Source organism: Allokutzneria sp. NRRL B-24872, from assembly GCF_002155965.1.
In the GTDB taxonomy this organism is placed as follows: domain Bacteria; phylum Actinomycetota; class Actinomycetes; order Mycobacteriales; family Pseudonocardiaceae; genus Allokutzneria.
Genome location: NZ_MUMH01000173.1, coordinates 1 through 16,455, shown reverse-complemented (window position 1 = coordinate 16,455; position 16,455 = coordinate 1). Strand labels below are relative to the sequence as shown.

The window sequence follows — 16,455 nt, the reverse complement described above, 5'->3', positions numbered from 1 at the left end:
ACGTCAACGCCCACCTCAGAAAACTTGTCCCCTGGTACGGTCTCGCCAGGTGAGAGGGAGGGGTGCCGGAGTGCGCAACGGCAGCAGTGTGACGATTTACCAGGTCGCGCGCGCCGCGGGAGTGTCACCGAGCACGGTGTCCAACCTGCTCAACGGCAGGCCCGGGCGAATGCTGCCCGCGACCCGGCAGCGGGTCGAGGAAGCGATCGAACAGCTCGGCTACCGCCCCAACCGCACCGCCCGCCAGCTGCGCACCGGCCGCACCCAGGCGATCGGCCTCGTCGTGCCCTCGGTGGCGAACCCGTTCTGGGGGACCTTCGCCCGCCACCTCGAAGGCGCCGCGCTGGCCGAGGACTACCACGTGCTGCTGTGCAACAGCGAGCGCGAGCCGGAGCGCGAGCGCCGCTACCTCGAACAGCTCTGGGACGACGGCATCCGCGGCGTGGTGCTGTGCTCGTCGCTGCCCTCGCTCGACCACGTGAAACCGTTGCTGGAGGCCGGTTTGACGGTGGTCGCCTTCGACCGCACCGCCCAGCCCGGCGATCCCGAGGCGCTGGTGAACATCAGCGTGGACAACGTCGTCGGCGCGCACCTGGTGACCCAGCACCTGCTCGACCTCGGGCACCGGCGGCTGGCCTACGTCTCCGGTTCGCTGCGCGCGGTGAACCGGCAGGAGCGCTACCGGGGCTACCTCTCCGCGATCACCGACGCCGGGCTGGACCTGGCCGACGCCAACGCCGAACTGTCCACTTCGGACACCAGCTACGGCGACCGGGACGCCGCCGAGCTCGGCCGCGCGCGCACCGTCGAACTGCTCGGCTCGGCGAACCCGCCGACCGCGCTCGTGGCGATGAACGACATGTGCGCGCTCGGCGTCTGCGCGGGCGTGCGCGACACCGGCCGCCAGGTCGCCGAGGACGTGTCGGTCGTGGGCTTCGACGACATCCTGCTCGCCGAGCTGTGCGCGCCCGCGCTGACCACCGTGCGCCAACCGCTGGAGCGCATGGCCGCCGAGGCCTTCCAGCACCTGCGCGCCGGGATCGAGGGCGGCGCACCGCTTCCCGGCCGCTCGCTGCTGATCCGGCCGGAGCTGGTCGTGCGCGCCTCCACCGCGCCGCCGCGCTAGCCGGTCATCGCGGCCACCTCCGCCGCGAGCTCGCGCACCACCTCCGAGTGCGTCTCGCCGGTCGCCCTCGACACGCGGTCGATCAGCATCAGGTCGACCACCATGTGCGCGTTGGCCTCCGCCGTGCGCGTGTGCTGCGACCAGCGCAGCGCGAAGATCACGCGCATCAGGTCCTCGTGCGTGCAGGGCGGGACCACGCGAATGCTGCCCGTGGGCTCGTCGTGCCTGTTCGCGCGCGCGATCAGCTCGAAGATCTCCTCGACCGGGCGGGCTTCGCCGAGCAGGGTCAGCACGCGCATCCAGTCTTCGAGCAGTTCGCGCTCCGTCGGAACGGGCGCCATGTCCACCGATCCGTTGTCCATGCCCGCATGGTGCACCCGAGCCCTGACAGTCAGCTCACGTCCGGGAGCGCGGCGCGGCGTGCACGAGCACGGACGGTTTGCGCCACAACACTTCCGGCGTCGCTTCACCCTCGGCGCCGACACCCGACCGGCAACCGGTTGGGGCCAATGGGCTTACGAGATGGGAACGGGCGCGGTCTCCTGGCCTGCGGCGGCGCACGCTGATCTTCCGGCCCCGGACGGGTGACGTCGGAAGTCGGTTCGACGGGAGGAGCCCGCGATGACACCGTTCTGGGAGGCCACTTCCGGCAGGCTGCTCGACCGGCTGGTGCGCGCGGGAGCACCTGCGGTGATCTTCTGGCTCGGCGGGCTCGCGCTCGTGCCGGGCGGGCCGGCGTGGCTGGCGACGGTGCCGGGCGCCTTCCTGTTCGCCGGCGCGCTCGTCGGCTCGGCGGTGCTGGTGAACCAGGTGGCGCCGTTGGCGTTGCGGGTGCTCCGGGGACCGTGGCCGGGGCCGCTGAAGGAGTTGTCCCGCAAGCGAACCGCGGAGATCAGCGCGCGCGTGGAGGCCGACGAGCTGAAGTGGCGCGAGCTGACGGCGGCGGTGAAGTCCGAGCTGGCAACCGACGAGGAGCGCGCCGAGCACGTGGAGCTGGAGCGGCGGCTCAGCCGGTGCTCGGCGGACGTGGCCCAGCACCAGCCGACGCGCGTGGGCAACCTGCTCAGCGCGGCGCAGGCGCGGGTCAGCGAGAAGTACGGCCTGGACGCGGTGATCACCTGGCCCAGGCTGTGGCTGGTGCTGCCGAGGGCCGCGCGCGAGGAGCTGGCGGCGGCGAGGGCGGCGCTGCACTCCTCGGCCGCGACGCTGGTGTGGGCGGCGTTGTTCTGCGGCTTCACCTGGTGGTCGTGGTGGGCGCTGCCGATCGGGCTCGGCCTGCTCGGCGTGACCGCGTGGTTCTGGGTGCCCTCGCGCGCGGCGCACTTCGCGGCGTTGTTCGAGTCGACCTACGACCTGCACCGCGCCGCGCTCTACGAGCAGCTGCGCTGGCCGATGCCCTCATCGCCGGTGAAGGAGCGCGAACAGGGCCGCGCGCTGACCGGCTACCTGCTGCGCGGCACCCGCCCGAGCCTCACCTGAGCCCGGGCACGGCGTCGGCGTCGGCCATCGCCTGCGCGGTGAGCCGGAACAGCGGCGGCACGCGGTAGCGGAACCACCCGGCGAAGTCCGCCGCGCCACCGGTCTCCGGGATCGCGAGGTGGAACTCCACCAGGCGCTCCAGCACCGACTCCGCGTGGTACTCGTCGAGGTTGAGCAGCTTCGCCGCGTCTTCCAGGGGCAACGGTTCCCTGGCGTGCGGGGCGAGCGCGAGGAACGCGGCGCGGGTGTCGGCGTCGAGTTCCTCGACGCTGGCCTCCACGCTGGCCCGCACGTCGAGCTTGCCGCTGGTCAGCTCGCGCAGCCGCTGGTCCTCCGCGCCCAGTCGCTCCACCAGGCGGGCCACCGACCAGTGCGGGCGCAGCGCGAGCCGGGTCGCGGCGGCCAGGACCGCCAGCGGCGAGCCCCCGCACAGCCGCAGCAGTGCGGCGGCGGCAGCGTCGTCGCGGCCCGCCCTGGCCTGGCCGATCACCGAGGCGAGCAGGTCGGTGCTCTCCGAGGGGCTCAGCGGCGGCAGGTCGAGCATCAGCCCGACGCTGCGCCAGTGCAGCCTGCGGCGGCAGCTGACGATCACCGCGCAGCGCTGGCCGGTCGGCACCAGCGGCGCGACCTGGGCCGCGCTGGTGGCGTTGTCCAGCACGACGAGGATCTTGCGCTGGGCCGTCCAGCTGCGGAAGAGCTGGCTGCGCTCCTCCAGGGCGGCGGGCAGCGGGACGTGCGGGCCGCGCAGCGCGCGCAGGAACCCGGCCAGCACCTCGGCGGGCTCGGTGGTGGCCAGGTCGGCGTAGAGCTGACCCTGTTGGAAGCGCGCCCGCACCCGGTTGGCGGCGTGGACGCAGAACGCCGACTTGCCGGAGCCGGGCGGCCCGGTCACCGACACCACCGGCGGCGCGGAGGACGGCGGGCGCAGCATCAGCGCCTCGACCTTGGCCAGCTCGTCGGAGCGGCCGATGAAGGCGGGCAGGTCGGGCGGCAGCTGCGCGGGCGGTTCGCCCCACGCGGCCTCGCGCCCACTGTCGCGGACCACGGTCAGCCCGCTCGCGGTGGACTCGGCGGCGTGGTCGGTGCCGCCCGCGAGCAGCGAGCGGTGCAGCCGCTGCAGCTCCGGCCCCGGCTCGATGCCGAGCTTGGCGACCAGGGTGGAGCGGATCGTCTGGAACACCCGCAGCGCCTCGGAGCGGCGGCCGGCGCGGTGCAGCGCCAGCATGAGCTTGCCGTGCAGGCCCTCGTGCGTCGGGTACTGCCGCACCAGGGTGCTCAGCTCGGCGATCAGCTGGTGGTGCCGCCCGAGCAGCAGGTCGACCTCCATGCGCTGCTCGGTGACGCTGCTGCGGCTCTCCTCGAGGCGGGCGATGTGCGTCTTGAGCACGGGACCGGGCTGGACGTCGCTGAGCGCGGAGCCGCGCCACACCGCCAGCGCCGAGCGCAGCGAGTCGGCCGCGTTCTCGTACATCCCGCTCTCCAGCTCGGTGCGCCCGCGCTGGGCCAGCTCGGCGAAGTGCTGGACGTCCAGCGACTCCGACGGCAGGTCGAGCGAGTAGCCGACGCGATGCGTCCGCAGCACCGAGTCCGCCAGCTCGGCGCGCTCGGAGCTGGCCAGGATCTTGCGCAGGTGCGAGACGTAGGTCTGCAACGTGGTGGTCGCCTTGGACGGCGGTCGAGGTCCCCAGAGCTCCTCCATGAAGGACTCGGTCCGCACGACGCTGTTGGCGTTGACCGCGAGGAGGGCGAAGACCTGACGCATCTTCGGCGGGGTCGGGGTGATGGCGACACCACCGCGCAGGACCTCGAACTGGCCGAGCACGCGCACTTCGATGATCTCAACCTCCGCTCAGCACCGATCGCACTTGGTATACCGCAGGGACCCACCACCGTAGAAGGCGAAGATGGAGAAGAATCAACACGCGGTAAACAGTTCGTCGGACGCGCGATGCCAGTCGGCGAACGGCGCCCAGGAACTTCTATACCCTAACTCTAATGGGTGAAAACCGGCCTTCGACCTGGGATAATGGCAATACCGCCCGATCGAGTGGACATGCGCCCGGCTGTACTGCGCCCGCTCGCTTGCCGCACACGCAAGACCCTTTGTCCCCAACAACTTGAAATCGCTTGGTCCGGTCCTGGCCTGCTGTTAGCACCCACCGCGTATCGAACTAATCTGTTTTGTCCTTCGTCAGAGCGACACAAACGGCGGGGACGAGAGTTCCGTCTCAGTCCGTGCCCGTTCCCGCGATTCGGGACAACACCGCGGATACGACGGCGTCAGGGGCCTCCTCGGGGACCCAGTGGCTGACCCCCTCCAGCACGCGCAGCTCGTAGGGCGCGTCGACGAACTCCGCGCACCGGCGCGCCCCCGCCTCGCCGAGCGCGACATCGGCCGTGCTCCAGATGTAGGTGGTCGGCACGCGCACGGGCTCTTCGAGCCGCCCACCACCGACCGCCCGGTACCAGTTCAGCGCGGCGGTGAGCGCCCCCGGCTCGGCCATCGCCCGCAGGTAGACCTCGGCGTCCTCGACGGGCAGCACCCCCGCGAAGACCTGGCGCAGCCAGGCGGCGTCGTCGGCCAGCAGCGCCTCCTCGGCCGTGCCCTCCGTGCGGAACAGCTTGATGTACTGCGAGCGTTCGGCCTGGTCAGCGTCGTTGGCGAGGGCCCAGCCGAAGGCGGCGGGATGCGGTACGGACACCGCCGTCAGCGCGCGCACGCGCCCCGGGTGGGTGATGGCCGCCGCCCACGCCACCGCCGCGCCCCAGTCGTGGCCGACCAGGTGGAAGGAGTCCAGCCCGAGCGCGTCCGCGATCCCGACGACGTCACCGACCAGGTGCGGCATCCGGTAGGCGTCCACCCCGAGCGGCCGGGCCCGCGGTGAGTACCCGCGCTGGTCAGGCGCGTAGGTGCGCAGGCCCGCCGCGGTGAGCTGCGCGGTGACTCGGCGCCAGCTGTGCGAGGTCTGCGGGAAGCCGTGCAGCAGCAGCACGGGCTCACCGGACTCCGGCCCGGAGGCGACAACGTCGAAGGTGAACTCGCCGACTTCGATCTCCATGCATCCCAAGCTATCCGCTCAGCCCCGGCCCGGGGAGCACGTCGATGTCCGTGGCGTGCATGGGCTCCCCGCACGCCGAGCAGCGCGGTTCGACGTGCGCGATCTGCCCGCAGGCGTGGTGGCGGTAGAGCACCGGCGGCCCAGCCGCACCCGCCGTCCAGCGATCGCCCCAGCGCACCATCACCATGAGCAGGTCGCACAGCTCGGTGCCCTTCGCGGTGAGCACGTACTCGAAGCGCGGCGGCCGGCTGGAGTACTCGCGCCGTTCCAGTACACCCTGCTCCACCAGCCACTTCAGCCGCTCGGTCAGCACCTTGCGGGAGATCCCGAGGTCCTGCTGCATCTGCTCGAAGCGGGTCATGCCGACGTAGACGTCGCGCAGGATGAGCGGCGACCACGGCTCCCCGATCACGTCGAGGGTGCGCGCGATGGAACACGCCATGTCGCCGAATTGCGTCCGTTGCACCACCCCACCATAGTTCCCTAAAGGAACGTTCTGCGCTACAGTCAGTCTCCTCAAGGAACTTGGAGGTAGTGATGAACCGTCCGCCCGTGGTGAGCGCCCAGGAGTGGCAGGCCGCCCGCGAGGCCCTGCTGGTCAAGGAGAAGGAGCACACCCGCGCCCTCGACGCGCTCGCCGCCGAGCGCAGGAGGCTGCCGATGGTGCGCTTGGACCCCGGCTACCGGTTCACCGCGCCGGACGGCTCCGCCGTCGACTTCGCCGAGCTCTTCGAGGGCCGCCGCCAGCTCGTCGTCTACCACTTCATGCTGGAGCCGGGCAGCGACCACGTCTGCGACGGCTGCTCGTCGTTCACCGACAACATCGCCGGTCACCCGCACCTGAGCCCCCGCGACACCACGCTCGCCCTGATGTCCCCCGCGCCGCAGGAGCAGATCTCGTTGGTGCGCAAGCGCTTCGGCTGGACCATCCCGTGGTACTCGGCGTTCGGCAACTCGCTCTACGCCGATCTCGGCCTCGGCGGCATGTTCGGGGTGAGCGTGTTCCTGCGCGACGGTGACGAGATCTTCCGGAGCTACTACACCTCCGGGCGCGGCGTCGACCGGCTCCGGGTCGACCTCAACCTGCTCGACCTGACCCCGTACGGCAGGCAGGAGGAGTGGGAGGACTCGCCGGAGGGTTGGCCGCAGACGCCCACCATGCAGTGGATGCGCCACCGCGACGAGTACGGGAGCTGACCACCGTGCCCAGGCAGCTCACCGACTCCGAACGCGCGGATTTCCTGGCGCAGCCCCACATCGCCGTGCTCAGCGTCGCCTCGAACGACGGCCGCCCGCCGCTGACCGTCCCGGTCTGGTACGCGTCGCGGGCCGATGGCGAGCTGACGTTCTTCACCAACACGCAGGGCCGGACATCACGCAAAACCCTTCTGCTGCACCACGCCGGGCAGCTCAGCCTGTGCGTCCAGCAGCCTCAGTTCCCGTACAAGTACGTCACCGCCGAGTGCACCGTGGTGCGCGCCGACCGCTCGCCGTCCTTCGACGAGGTCTTCGCGATCACCAGCCGCTACCTTCCCGAGGAGGCCGCGCGCCAGTTCGCCGAGGCCGAGGCCGCGCACCTGGCCGGCGTGTTCGTGCTGTTCACCGCGCACCCCGACCGCTGGCTCAGCGCCGACTTCTCCGACGCTTAGCCCCTGGCGTGAACCTCAGCCTCCGCTGAAGCCCTGAACGGCCCGTTCGGGTACTTGAACGCACTAAACGACCCGTTCAGCGCGTCAAACGGGCCGTTGGGGTCGGCCGTGCGGATGTGCCTGTGGTTGGGCAGTCTTCAAGTACCGCAGTCCCCCGTTGCAGATGTCGCTCACCACCCCAAACTCCTACTCGCCCAAGGGTTTGCCGTCGAAGGAGACCGTGGGGACGGGAGTCAGGCGATCTTGAAGACCAGTAAACCTGAGGACGTATCGACCCCGACGCCTAGCGCTGGTAGATCTCCTGGCGGTGACCGATCTCGATCACCGTGACGACCAGGACCTCGTCGTGGATCTCGTAGATCACCCGGTAGTCGCGTGCGACTTCGATACGGCGGGGCTCAGCCCAAGAGCGGGATGTCCAGGCGTCCGTAGTGAAACTCGCGCACGGCCGTCACCAGCTCCTCGACGGTCAGACGGCCGTCGCCGTCGAGGTCGATCAACTCGAAGCTGCGGTCGGACTCCTCCTCGCTGAGGCCGACGGCCGAGGTGAGCCACAGCCGCAGCTCAACCCTGTCTACCAGGCCGTCGCGGTCGGTGTCGCACAGGTCGGCGATGGCCGCGATCGTCGGGCGCAGCACCTCGTCGAAGCCCACGTCGCCCCGGCCGAACATCAGTTCCTGGTCGGCGGCGAGGAACTGTTCGCGGTCGAGCGAGCCGTCGGGGCCGACGCCGACGGCAGCGGCCTGGACCGCGAACAGCTCCATCAGCGCGCCCATGACGGCCCGCCCCTGCGGCGAGTCCACGTCCCTGCCGAACGCCGCGAGAATGCGCAGACCCTCCTCGCGGTAGTCGGTGCGGTCGACCCGTCCGTCACCATTGACGTCCCACTTCTCGAAGCGCTTGTTCTCGTTCTCGGTTCGCGTCGCGAGGCTGATGCGATCGACATTAGGTCGACATTTCCGGAACGGCCAGTCACCCGAGCGTGTGCGAATCCGGCGCGCGAACAACGGATTCCGTGAACACACTCACTCTTCGCGGGAAATTGTCGACCCGTTCGGCCGCTGCCGGGCGGCGGGATCACTGTCAGGCGGCGAGCTCGCGTCCGGGGAGCCAGCCGTTGGGGATGTCGGTGACGCGCCAGGACTCCACGCGCAGGCACGCGGTGACGATCGGTGTCTCCAGGAACGGCGCGACGTAGGGCACCTTGGCCAGCAGAGTCGCGCGCGCGGCCTCTGCCTCCGAACCCTCCAGGATCTCCGCGCGAACCGTGGCCTGCAAGAACGGGTCGGCGGGCGAGCCGGTGGAGACGATGACGGCGGCCATCGGGTTCTCGCGCAGCGCGGCGAGGGTGCGCCCGCGCTGTTCGAGCACGAGCAGCAGCGAGAAGAGACCGTCCTCGGCGAAGTAGACGCCGTTCACCCAGGGACCAGTGGGGCCCGAAGTGGCCAAGAACAACGACTGGTGCTTGGCGAGAGTGGTGCGGGCCAGCTCGGCGATCTCGGACAAGGCAGCTCCTTCGACGGTGAAAGTCGAGGGAACGGTACTTGACGAAGAATGCCTTTTATCCAGCCACAACTCTTCCGGGAAACCGATTCGCCCGGTTACCCGATCCGACACAGCGAAAAACGCGGTCCTGCTGCCACCCAAAGCGACCGGTTGCGCCGTTCAAGGCACCTCCGAATCACTTCGGGTGACTACTGGCGAGCGGGCGGGGTGAACTTCTCGATCTTGTTGAGCAGGCCGCGGATGCGCAGGCCGTGCAGCGGGGAGAGGAGGTAGCCGGGGTAGCTGGCGAACCACGACGCGCTGCCGAGGCTGACCGCGTCGGCGCCCGCCCAGAAGTACTCGCGGCAGTCGTCGAAGGTGCGGATGCCGCCGGTGGCGATGATCGGCAGCGTCACCCCGGCCTCGCGCAGTTCGGACACCACGCGCAGGCCGATCGGCTTGATCGCGCGGCCGGAGACCCCGCCGTAGCGGTTGGCCAGCCACGGCTTCCCGGTCTTCGGATCGAGCCGCAGGCCCTTCACGGTGTTGATGGCGGTCAGCCCGGAGACCCCGTGCTTCGCCGCCAACTTCGCGTGCCCGAGGTAGTCGTAGTCGGGCGACAGCTTCAGGATCACCGGGTGGTTGCTGCGCGGCACGGCCTCCGCGAGCACCGAGCCGATGATCTTGTTGAAGTCGAAGTTCACGTTGTGGCAGGACACGTTCAGCTCGACGGCGGCGATGTCACCGGCGGGCACGGCGGCGTTGACCTTGTCCACGAGCGCGACGAACTCCTCCGCCGAGAAGCCGCCGAGCGAGATGATCGTGCGCTGCCCCCGTGTGCGCGGGAAGTAGTCGCGGAGGTAGGCGTCGATGCCGACGTTGCACCAGCCGAAGGCGTTGAGCCAGCCGGTGTCGGTCTGCCGCAGCACCGTGCCGTAGCGCTTGAGCAGCGCGGGGAGCTCGCGCACCGGCCACACGTCGCGGGTGGTGAAGTGGCCCTCGCGCGGCTCGACGGTGACGGTCCGCGCGGTGACGGCGCCGAAGCGCTCCAGCGGGACGAACTTGGAGATCGGGCTCATCCCGTACGGCACCAGCGAGGAGTTGGACACGCCGTAGCCCAGCAGGCTCGACGAGGTCACCAGCCGGTTGCGCAGAACGATGTCGCCGAGCCGCACACTCACTGGGTGTGCTCCGCGTGCATCGCGCGCAGCTCGCGCATCGCGTCGACGGCGTGCCGGGAGTCGGTGGACTGGATCGCCATCACCGGCACGTACTCGTCGTCGGGCAGCTCCAACCGCGCCCACGCCGAACCGTCCGGGAAGTTCACCTCGCGCACCAGGGCCCACGGGAATCGGTGCGTCACAACGATGTTGCGCACCTCGATGCCCTCGGCGTCGGCGCGCACGCGCGGCCGGGTGAACAGCAGCGCCGCACCGGCGAGCGCGACCCCGATGCCCGCCATGGCGATCTGGTCGGCCACGCGGAAGTACGCGCCGGTCGGGGTGTTGCCCAGCAACAGGCCCACCACGACGAAGACCGCGACCAGCGCGACGGCCAGCACGGGCGCCACCCTGCGGACCTTGCGCGGACGGATCACCAGCTCGGTCATTGCGGCGGTCATCCTCTCAGCCCCTTCAACGTCAAAGCTGTGTCGAGCGCGGCGACGCAAGCCTCGAAACCCTTGTCCTCCACCGAATCCGGCAGCCCGGAACGGTCAACGGCCTGTTCGACGGTGTCACAGGTGAGCACGCCGTTGCCGACCGGGGTGGACTCGTCCAGCGCCACCCGGGTCAGCCCGGCGGTCACCGCGTCGCACACGTACTCGAAGTGCGGAGTGCCACCGCGGATCACCACGCCCAGCGCCACAACAGCGTCGTGCGTGCGCGCGAGCTGTTGGCACACAACGGGAAGCTCCACCGCGCCCGCCACTCGGACAACGGTCGGCGCCGCGATGCCCGCCTTCGAAGCGGCGAAGACCGCGCGCTCCAAGAGGTTCCCGGTGATCTCCGCGTGCCAGGTGGTCGCCGCGATGGCCAGGCTCAGCCCCGACGCGTCCGGAACGATCTGCTCCGGCCTTCCCTCACCGCTCATGTCACATCCAAATCGTGCAGCTCGTGTCCCATGCGGTCGCGCTTGGTCCGCAGGTAGTCGACGTTCTCCGGGTTGGGGCGCACCGGGAGCGGAACCCGCCCGGTCACGCTCAACCCGTAGCCTTCGAGCCCGACGCGCTTGGCCGGGTTGTTGGTGAGCAGGCGCATCGTGTGGATGCCGAGGTCCACCAGGATCTGCGCGCCGGTGCCGTAGTCGCGCGCGTCGGCGGGCAGGCCCTGCGCGAGGTTCGCGTCCACGGTGTCCGCGCCCGCGTCCTGCAACTGGTACGCCTGGAGCTTGTGCATGAGGCCGATGCCCCGGCCCTCGTGCCCGCGCATGTAGAGCACCACGCCGCGCCCCTCGGCCGCCACCATGGCCAGCGCCGCGTCGAGCTGCGGACCGCAGTCGCAGCGCAGCGAGCCGAACGAGTCACCGGTGAGGCACTCGGAGTGCACGCGCACCAGCACGTCCTGGCCGTCGCCGATCTCGCCGAACACGAGGGCGACGTGCTCGACGCCGTCGATGAGGCTGTCGTAGCCGACCGCGCGGAAAACTCCGTGCACCGTGGGCATCCTGGCCTCGGCGACGCGCACGACCTGCTTCTCCGAGCGGCGCCGGTAGGCGATCAGGTCGGCGATGCTGATCAGCGCGAGGTCGTGCTCGGCGGCGAAGACGGCCAGCTCGTCCTGGCGCGCCATCTCCCCCTCGTCCTTCTGGCTCACGATCTCGCAGAGCACACCCGCCGGGCGCAGCCCGGCCATCCGCGCGAGGTCGACCGCCGCTTCGGTGTGGCCGGGCCGCCGCAGCACGCCGCCGTCCTTGGCGCGCAAGGGAACCACGTGCCCGGGGCGGTTGAAGTCACCCGCGACCGACTTCGCGTCGGCCAGCAACCTGATGGTGTGCGCGCGGTCGGCGGCGGAGATGCCGGTGCTCACGCCCTCCTTGGCGTCCACGGTCACCGTGTAGGCGGTGCCGCGCACGTCCTGGTTGGAGTGGTACATCGGCGGCAGGTCGAGCCGGTCGCAGTCCTCGCCGGTCAGCGGCACGCAGATGTAGCCGGAGGTGTAGCGGACCGTGAACGCGATCAGCTCCGGCGTGGCCTTCTCGGCGGCGAAGATGAGGTCACCCTCGTTCTCCCGGTCCTCGTCGTCCACGACGATGACGGGACGGCCCGCCGCGATGTCGGCCAACGCCCGCTCGATGGGGTCCAAAGTGGTCACCGGGCCTCCTTGCTCGATGCTGCCCATTGTCCCCCTTGCCTCGGGTGTTCCCGGCGCGGCGTTCATCACTTGGCCAGGTGCGGGGTCGCGAGGCGCTCCACGTACTTGGCGACCACGTCGACCTCCAGGTTCACCACGTCGCCGGGCTCGCGGCGGCCGAGCGTGGTCAGCTCCAGCGTGGTCGGGATGAGCGCGATGCTGAACTCGTCGGAGCCCGCGTCGACCACGGTCAGCGACACGCCGTCGACCGCGATCGAGCCCTTCTCCACCACGTAGCGGGCCAGCTCGCGCGGCATGGCGAAGCGCGTCAGCCCGGTCTCGTCGCGGGAGAGCAGCGTGCCGGTGCCGTCGACGTGGCCCTGCATGATGTGCCCGCCGAGGCGCTGACCGGCCGCCACCGCGCGCTCCAGGTTCACGGCCTGCCCCGCCTCCGCCTTGGCCAGGCTGGAGCGCTGGAGCGTCTCGTGCACCACGTCCACGGTGAAGGCGCCGTCCGCGACGTCCACCACGGTCAGGCACACGCCGTTCACCGCGATCGAGTCGCCGTGCTTGGCGTCGGAGGTCACCAGCGGGCCGTGCACCGTCAGGCGCGCCGAGTGCGCGGCGTGCTCCACCGCGGTGATGCTGCCCAGTTCCTCGACGATTCCGGTGAACAAGGTGGTCCTCCTACTCGGGTGCCGGGACGGCGCTGATGCGCACGTCCGGGCCGATCATGGTGGCGCTCTCGAACATCAGCGGGAGCGCGTCGCCGATGGTGCCGACGCCGATCTCGCCCAGCACGGGGGTTCCCGCGCCGAGCAGCATCGGTGCCATGTACACCAACGCCCGGTCCACCACTCCTGCTTCCCAGAACGCGCCCGCGAGTTTCGCGCCGCCTTCGAGCAGCACGTCCACCACGCCGCGCTCGGTCAGCGCGGCGAGCACTTCGCGCGGGTCACGGGTGCGCAGGTGGATCGTCTCCGCCGCGTCGTCCAGCACGCGCGCGCCCGCCGGGATGTCGCGCTCGCCGACGACGACGCGCAGCGGCTGCCGGGTCGCGGTCTCGTTCACCGGGGGACGGGAAATCAACTGGGGGTCGTCGGCGAGCACGGTCCCGGTGCCGACGATCACCGCGTCGACCTTGAGCCGCAGCTCGTGCACCTCGGCCCTGGCCTCCGGCGAGCTGATCCAGCGACTGGTGCCGTCCGACGCGGACAGACGACCGTCCACAGAGGACGCGAACTTCCACGTCACGTGCGGGCGGCCGGTGCGCACGCGGTGCAGCCACGCGCGCAGCGGCCCGGTGCGGACCTGCTCCGCCAACAGTCCTGAGTGGACGGTCACGCCCGCTTCGCGGAGTCGTTGCGCCCCACCGGAAGCGACCGGTGACGGGTCGTCGACCGCGTAGTAGACCTGGACGATCCCCGCCTTGAGCAGCGCGTCGACGCACGGCGGGGTGCGGCCGTGGTGCGCGCAGGGCTCCAGCGTGACGAAGGCGGTCCCGCCCCGCGCGGCGGCCCCGGCCATGCGGAGCGCGACGACCTCGGCGTGCGCCTGGCCGGGCGGTTGCGTGCCCCCGAACCCGACGGGTTTGCCGCTCGCGTCGACGATCAGGCAGCCGACGGGCGGGTTCGGGCTGGTGAAGCCGCGAACCCCCTCGCTGGCGGCGATCGCCGAGCGCATCGCGAGTTCGAGGGCCGAAGACCCGCTTGCGGGGTCGAGTCTTGACACGGAGGACATCAGCGCGCCGTGTCGAGCACCTGGCGGCGCAGGGCGCGCACCGCCTTGCCGGGGTCCTTGCCGTCGTAGACCGCTGAGCCCGCGACGAAGCAGTCCACGCCCGCCTCCGCCGCCTGCTCGATGGTGTCGGCGTTGATGCCGCCGTCGATCTCCACCACGAGCTTCAGGTGCCCGGTGTCGACCAGCCGCCGCGCGGTGCGCACCTTGTCCAGCACCTCGGGCATGAAGGACTGCCCGCCGAAGCCCGGCTCCACCGACATCACCAGCAGCGTGTCGTAGTGCTTCAGAACGTCCACATAGGACTCGAGCGGCGTTCCGGGCTTCACCGAGAGGCCCGCCTTGGCACCGGCCGCGCGCAGGTCCTTGGCGATCTTCACCGGGTCCCCTGCCGCCTCGGCGTGCACGGTCACGTTGTAGGCGCCCGCCTCGGCGTAGCCGACGGCCCACCGGTCCGGGTTCTCGATCATGAGGTGGCAGTCCAGCGGGATCTCGGTCGCCTTGCGCAGCGACTTCACCACCGGAAGGCCCAGCGTCAGGTTCGGCACGAAGTGCGCGTCCATGACGTCGACGTGCAGCCAGTCGGCGCCGTCGGGACCGCCGACTGCGGCGGCCTCCTCGGCGAGACGGGCGAAGTCCGCGGACAGGATGGAGGGGGCGATCAGCGCCTGACGATCCACGGAACAGCAGTCTAGGCGGCTGGTTCGTCCGCTCGCGCGGCGGCCCGGCGCCGAACCACGAGGTAGGCGAGCACGAGCAGCACCAAGAACGGCGGCCCCGCGAGCCACGCGACGAAGAACTGGTCGGTGAAGCCGGTCGTGACGAGCACCGCCACGAGCACCAGCACCGCGAGCCCGGAGGTCACCGGCGCGCCCGGCAGGCGGATCGACGACGGCGCCGCTCCCTCGCGCTCGCGGGCCCTGCGGAACGCGAAGTGGGTGGCGAAGATGATGATCCACGCGGCCAGTCCGCTGAACAGCGCGGCACCGATGAGCAGCGGGAACGCGTCCTTCGGGGAGAACACCGACGCCAGCACCGCGATCACCAGGCCGACCGCGCACACCCCGAGCGAGCGGCTCGGCACACCACGCTTGCTGATCTTCAACAGACCGCGCGGCGCCTGCCGGACCACCGCGAGCGAGTGCACCATCCGCGAGCTGAGGTACAGGTTGGTGTTCATCGCCGACAGCGCCGCGGTCAGCACCACGAAGTTCATCACCCCGGCCGCGGCGGGCACACCGGCGTACTCGAAGAGCCGGACGAAGGGGCTCTGTGTGATGCCTTCCACACCAGCGGCCTCCGACCACGGCACCACCAGCACCAGGACGGCCGTGCCCAGCACGTAGAACAGCCCGAGGCGCAGCACCATGCTCCGCGCCGCCCTCGGCACGTCGCGCTCCGGGTCACGGGACTCCGCGGCCGTGACCGCGACCGCCTCCGTGCCCAGGTAGCTGAAGGACACCACGCTCAGCGCCAGCCACGCCGCGCCGAGCCCGTTCGGCAGGAAACCGCCGTGCTCGGTGATCGCCGACAACCCCGGCGATGGATGCCCCGCGAACCCGAAGAGCAGGAAGTACGCGCCGATCCCGATGAACGCCACGATGGTGACGACCTTGATCATCGCGAACCAGTACTCGAACTCGCCGAAGAAGCGCACCGACAACGTGTTCACCGTCAGGATCAAGACGGAGAACGCGACCACCGGCATCCACAACGGCACCTGCGGCCACCAGAACTGGATGTACAGGCCCGCGGCCACGACCTCGCTGCCGATGTTCACGATCTGCGCGACCACGTAGAGCCACCGCTGCACGAACCCCGCCAGCGGCCCGAGGTAGCGGTGCGCGATCGCCCCGAACCCGCCTGCTTCGGGGTGCACGACGGTCATTTCGGCGAGCGCGTAGGCGAGGGCGAGCGCGACGACCGCCGCGACGGCGTAGACCACGACGACGGAGGGCCCGGCCATCGAGATGGCGAGGCCTGAGCCGAGGAACAGCCCGGTCCCGATCGCGCCACCGAGGGCGATCATGCCGACCTGGCGGCTGGAGAGCTCTCTCCGCAGGCCCGTCTCCACGCTGGTTCTCCCTTTGTTGTGCGGATGGTGGAGTCTGCCAGCGCTCGGCTTGGTTTCTGCGTGGGGTCGGCTGGGGCACGGCTGGGCTTCCAGCTCGCGCCGGTTCCAACGTGGGGTCGGCTTGACCTGGGAACCCCTTGCGCGTGCCCCTGGGCCTTACAGGGGCACGGGATGAAACACCCGGCCCTCGCGCAAGCGTATGGCACGCGCACCCCAGGTAAAGCCGACCATTCCAGCCGCGTGTTCCGCTAGTCGGGGGTTGCCTTTTCGGCGTTGCGGACGCCTGGGAATTCACCCCTTAGAGCCATGATCGTCTATTTAAACGGCGTAGAATAGAAGTATGGATTCCGATGCCGTCTTGAAGGCGGCCTTCACCGGCATGGGCAAAGCCGTAGCGGACTTTTCCGTGACCCTGCTCGACTACATTTCCGACCTCGATCCACGCGACCAGGAATTCTCCGAAGAAATCCTCATGCGTGAACTCCGGGTATCGCGGGTCAAAGCATCCAGGCTCATCGACCGGGCCACGGATCTCACCTCCCGCCCGGGAGTGTTC

20 protein-coding genes are annotated in these 16,455 nt (G+C 70.3%); 5 read left to right on the top strand and 15 right to left on the bottom strand.

Annotated features, from left to right (window positions below):
* The first annotated feature begins 49 nt into the window (after positions 1 to 49).
* The gene (locus tag CCN37_RS33665) at positions 50 to 1,126 is read left to right on the top strand and encodes a LacI family DNA-binding transcriptional regulator (protein WP_246843472.1); all 1,077 of its coding nucleotides are present in this window, start codon (positions 50 to 52) and stop codon (positions 1,124 to 1,126) included.
* On the opposite strand, the gene CCN37_RS33660 is transcribed toward CCN37_RS33665, so the two are convergent.
* On the bottom strand, positions 1,123 to 1,488 hold the full coding sequence (locus CCN37_RS33660) for a hypothetical protein (protein WP_086828788.1): 366 nt from the start codon (positions 1,486 to 1,488) through the stop codon (positions 1,123 to 1,125). The two genes, CCN37_RS33665 and CCN37_RS33660, sit on opposite strands and share 4 nt — an antisense overlap.
* 259 nt (positions 1,489 to 1,747) lie before the next feature.
* On the opposite strand from CCN37_RS33660, the gene CCN37_RS33655 reads away from it, so the two are divergent.
* Positions 1,748 to 2,605, top strand: a complete 858-nt coding sequence (locus CCN37_RS33655; RefSeq protein WP_086828786.1) for a hypothetical protein — start codon at positions 1,748 to 1,750, stop codon at positions 2,603 to 2,605.
* Here CCN37_RS33655 and CCN37_RS33650 read toward each other — a convergent pair.
* From CCN37_RS33650 to CCN37_RS33640, 3 genes are all read right to left on the bottom strand, one after another.
* A complete protein-coding gene (locus CCN37_RS33650; protein WP_086828783.1) occupies positions 2,598 to 4,433 on the bottom strand; it encodes a BTAD domain-containing putative transcriptional regulator in 1,836 nt (611 codons plus the stop codon). The genes CCN37_RS33655 and CCN37_RS33650 overlap by 8 nt on opposite strands.
* 400 nt (positions 4,434 to 4,833) lie before the next feature.
* A complete protein-coding gene (locus CCN37_RS33645; protein WP_086828781.1) occupies positions 4,834 to 5,664 on the bottom strand; it encodes an alpha/beta fold hydrolase in 831 nt (276 codons plus the stop codon).
* Positions 5,665 to 5,674: 10 nt separating this feature from the next.
* Entirely contained in the window at positions 5,675 to 6,130 is a 456-nt protein-coding gene (locus CCN37_RS33640) for a helix-turn-helix domain-containing protein (protein WP_086828832.1), read from the bottom strand.
* A 71-nt stretch (positions 6,131 to 6,201) separates the two neighbouring features.
* Here CCN37_RS33640 and CCN37_RS33635 point away from each other — a divergent pair, with 71 nt between their 5' ends.
* Entirely contained in the window at positions 6,202 to 6,861 is a 660-nt protein-coding gene (locus CCN37_RS33635) for a DUF899 domain-containing protein (RefSeq protein ID WP_086828779.1), read from the top strand.
* A gap of 5 nt (positions 6,862 to 6,866) precedes the next feature.
* On the top strand, positions 6,867 to 7,313 hold the full coding sequence (locus CCN37_RS33630) for a pyridoxamine 5'-phosphate oxidase family protein (RefSeq protein WP_086828777.1): 447 nt from the start codon (positions 6,867 to 6,869) through the stop codon (positions 7,311 to 7,313).
* A 283-nt stretch (positions 7,314 to 7,596) separates the two neighbouring features.
* Here the strand turns inward: CCN37_RS33630 and CCN37_RS42475 are convergent, their stop codons facing one another.
* The 11 genes from CCN37_RS42475 to CCN37_RS33575 form a co-directional block, all read right to left on the bottom strand.
* Positions 7,597 to 7,701 carry a type II toxin-antitoxin system RelE/ParE family toxin gene (locus CCN37_RS42475; RefSeq protein WP_086828775.1) on the bottom strand — a complete coding sequence of 35 codons (105 nt, stop codon included), beginning with the start codon at positions 7,699 to 7,701 and terminating at the stop codon, positions 7,597 to 7,599.
* 10 nt (positions 7,702 to 7,711) lie between these two features.
* Complete coding sequence (locus CCN37_RS33620) at positions 7,712 to 8,338, bottom strand: EF-hand domain-containing protein (RefSeq protein ID WP_246843471.1); 627 nt, start codon at positions 8,336 to 8,338, stop codon at positions 7,712 to 7,714.
* A 58-nt stretch (positions 8,339 to 8,396) separates the two neighbouring features.
* On the bottom strand, positions 8,397 to 8,819 hold the full coding sequence (locus CCN37_RS33615; protein WP_086828773.1) for a pyridoxamine 5'-phosphate oxidase family protein: 423 nt from the start codon (positions 8,817 to 8,819) through the stop codon (positions 8,397 to 8,399).
* A 188-nt stretch (positions 8,820 to 9,007) separates the two neighbouring features.
* The gene (locus CCN37_RS33610) at positions 9,008 to 9,979 is read right to left on the bottom strand and encodes a hypothetical protein (protein ID WP_086828771.1); all 972 of its coding nucleotides are present in this window, start codon (positions 9,977 to 9,979) and stop codon (positions 9,008 to 9,010) included.
* Positions 9,976 to 10,419 (bottom strand): PH domain-containing protein, encoded by a 444-nt coding sequence (locus tag CCN37_RS33605; protein ID WP_086828769.1) that lies wholly within the window; start codon positions 10,417 to 10,419, stop codon positions 9,976 to 9,978. The genes CCN37_RS33610 and CCN37_RS33605 overlap by 4 nt, the downstream gene beginning before the upstream one ends.
* The gene (gene ribH, locus CCN37_RS33600; protein WP_086828767.1) at positions 10,416 to 10,889 is read right to left on the bottom strand and encodes a 6,7-dimethyl-8-ribityllumazine synthase; all 474 of its coding nucleotides are present in this window, start codon (positions 10,887 to 10,889) and stop codon (positions 10,416 to 10,418) included. The genes CCN37_RS33605 and ribH overlap by 4 nt, the downstream gene beginning before the upstream one ends.
* Positions 10,886 to 12,136 (bottom strand): bifunctional 3,4-dihydroxy-2-butanone-4-phosphate synthase/GTP cyclohydrolase II, encoded by a 1,251-nt coding sequence (locus tag CCN37_RS33595; RefSeq protein ID WP_086828765.1) that lies wholly within the window; start codon positions 12,134 to 12,136, stop codon positions 10,886 to 10,888. Before CCN37_RS33595 ends, ribH begins: the two co-directional genes overlap by 4 nt.
* A gap of 38 nt (positions 12,137 to 12,174) precedes the next feature.
* Entirely contained in the window at positions 12,175 to 12,765 is a 591-nt protein-coding gene (locus CCN37_RS33590) for a riboflavin synthase (protein WP_086828763.1), read from the bottom strand.
* A gap of 10 nt (positions 12,766 to 12,775) precedes the next feature.
* Complete coding sequence (gene ribD / locus CCN37_RS33585) at positions 12,776 to 13,828, bottom strand: bifunctional diaminohydroxyphosphoribosylaminopyrimidine deaminase/5-amino-6-(5-phosphoribosylamino)uracil reductase RibD (RefSeq protein ID WP_086828761.1); 1,053 nt, start codon at positions 13,826 to 13,828, stop codon at positions 12,776 to 12,778.
* Positions 13,828 to 14,490, bottom strand: coding sequence for a ribulose-phosphate 3-epimerase (gene rpe, locus CCN37_RS33580; RefSeq protein ID WP_086828828.1), 663 nt, complete (start codon positions 14,488 to 14,490; stop codon positions 13,828 to 13,830). Before rpe ends, ribD begins: the two co-directional genes overlap by 1 nt.
* Before the next feature lie 26 nt (positions 14,491 to 14,516).
* Positions 14,517 to 15,899: an amino acid permease gene (locus tag CCN37_RS33575; protein ID WP_256388097.1), complete on the bottom strand. Its 1,383-nt coding sequence runs from the start codon at positions 15,897 to 15,899 to the stop codon at positions 14,517 to 14,519.
* A 340-nt stretch (positions 15,900 to 16,239) separates the two neighbouring features.
* Between CCN37_RS33575 and CCN37_RS33570 the strand changes: the two genes are divergently transcribed.
* On the top strand, positions 16,240 to 16,455 hold a 216-nt coding region (locus CCN37_RS33570), incomplete at its 3' end, for a hypothetical protein (protein WP_143261890.1).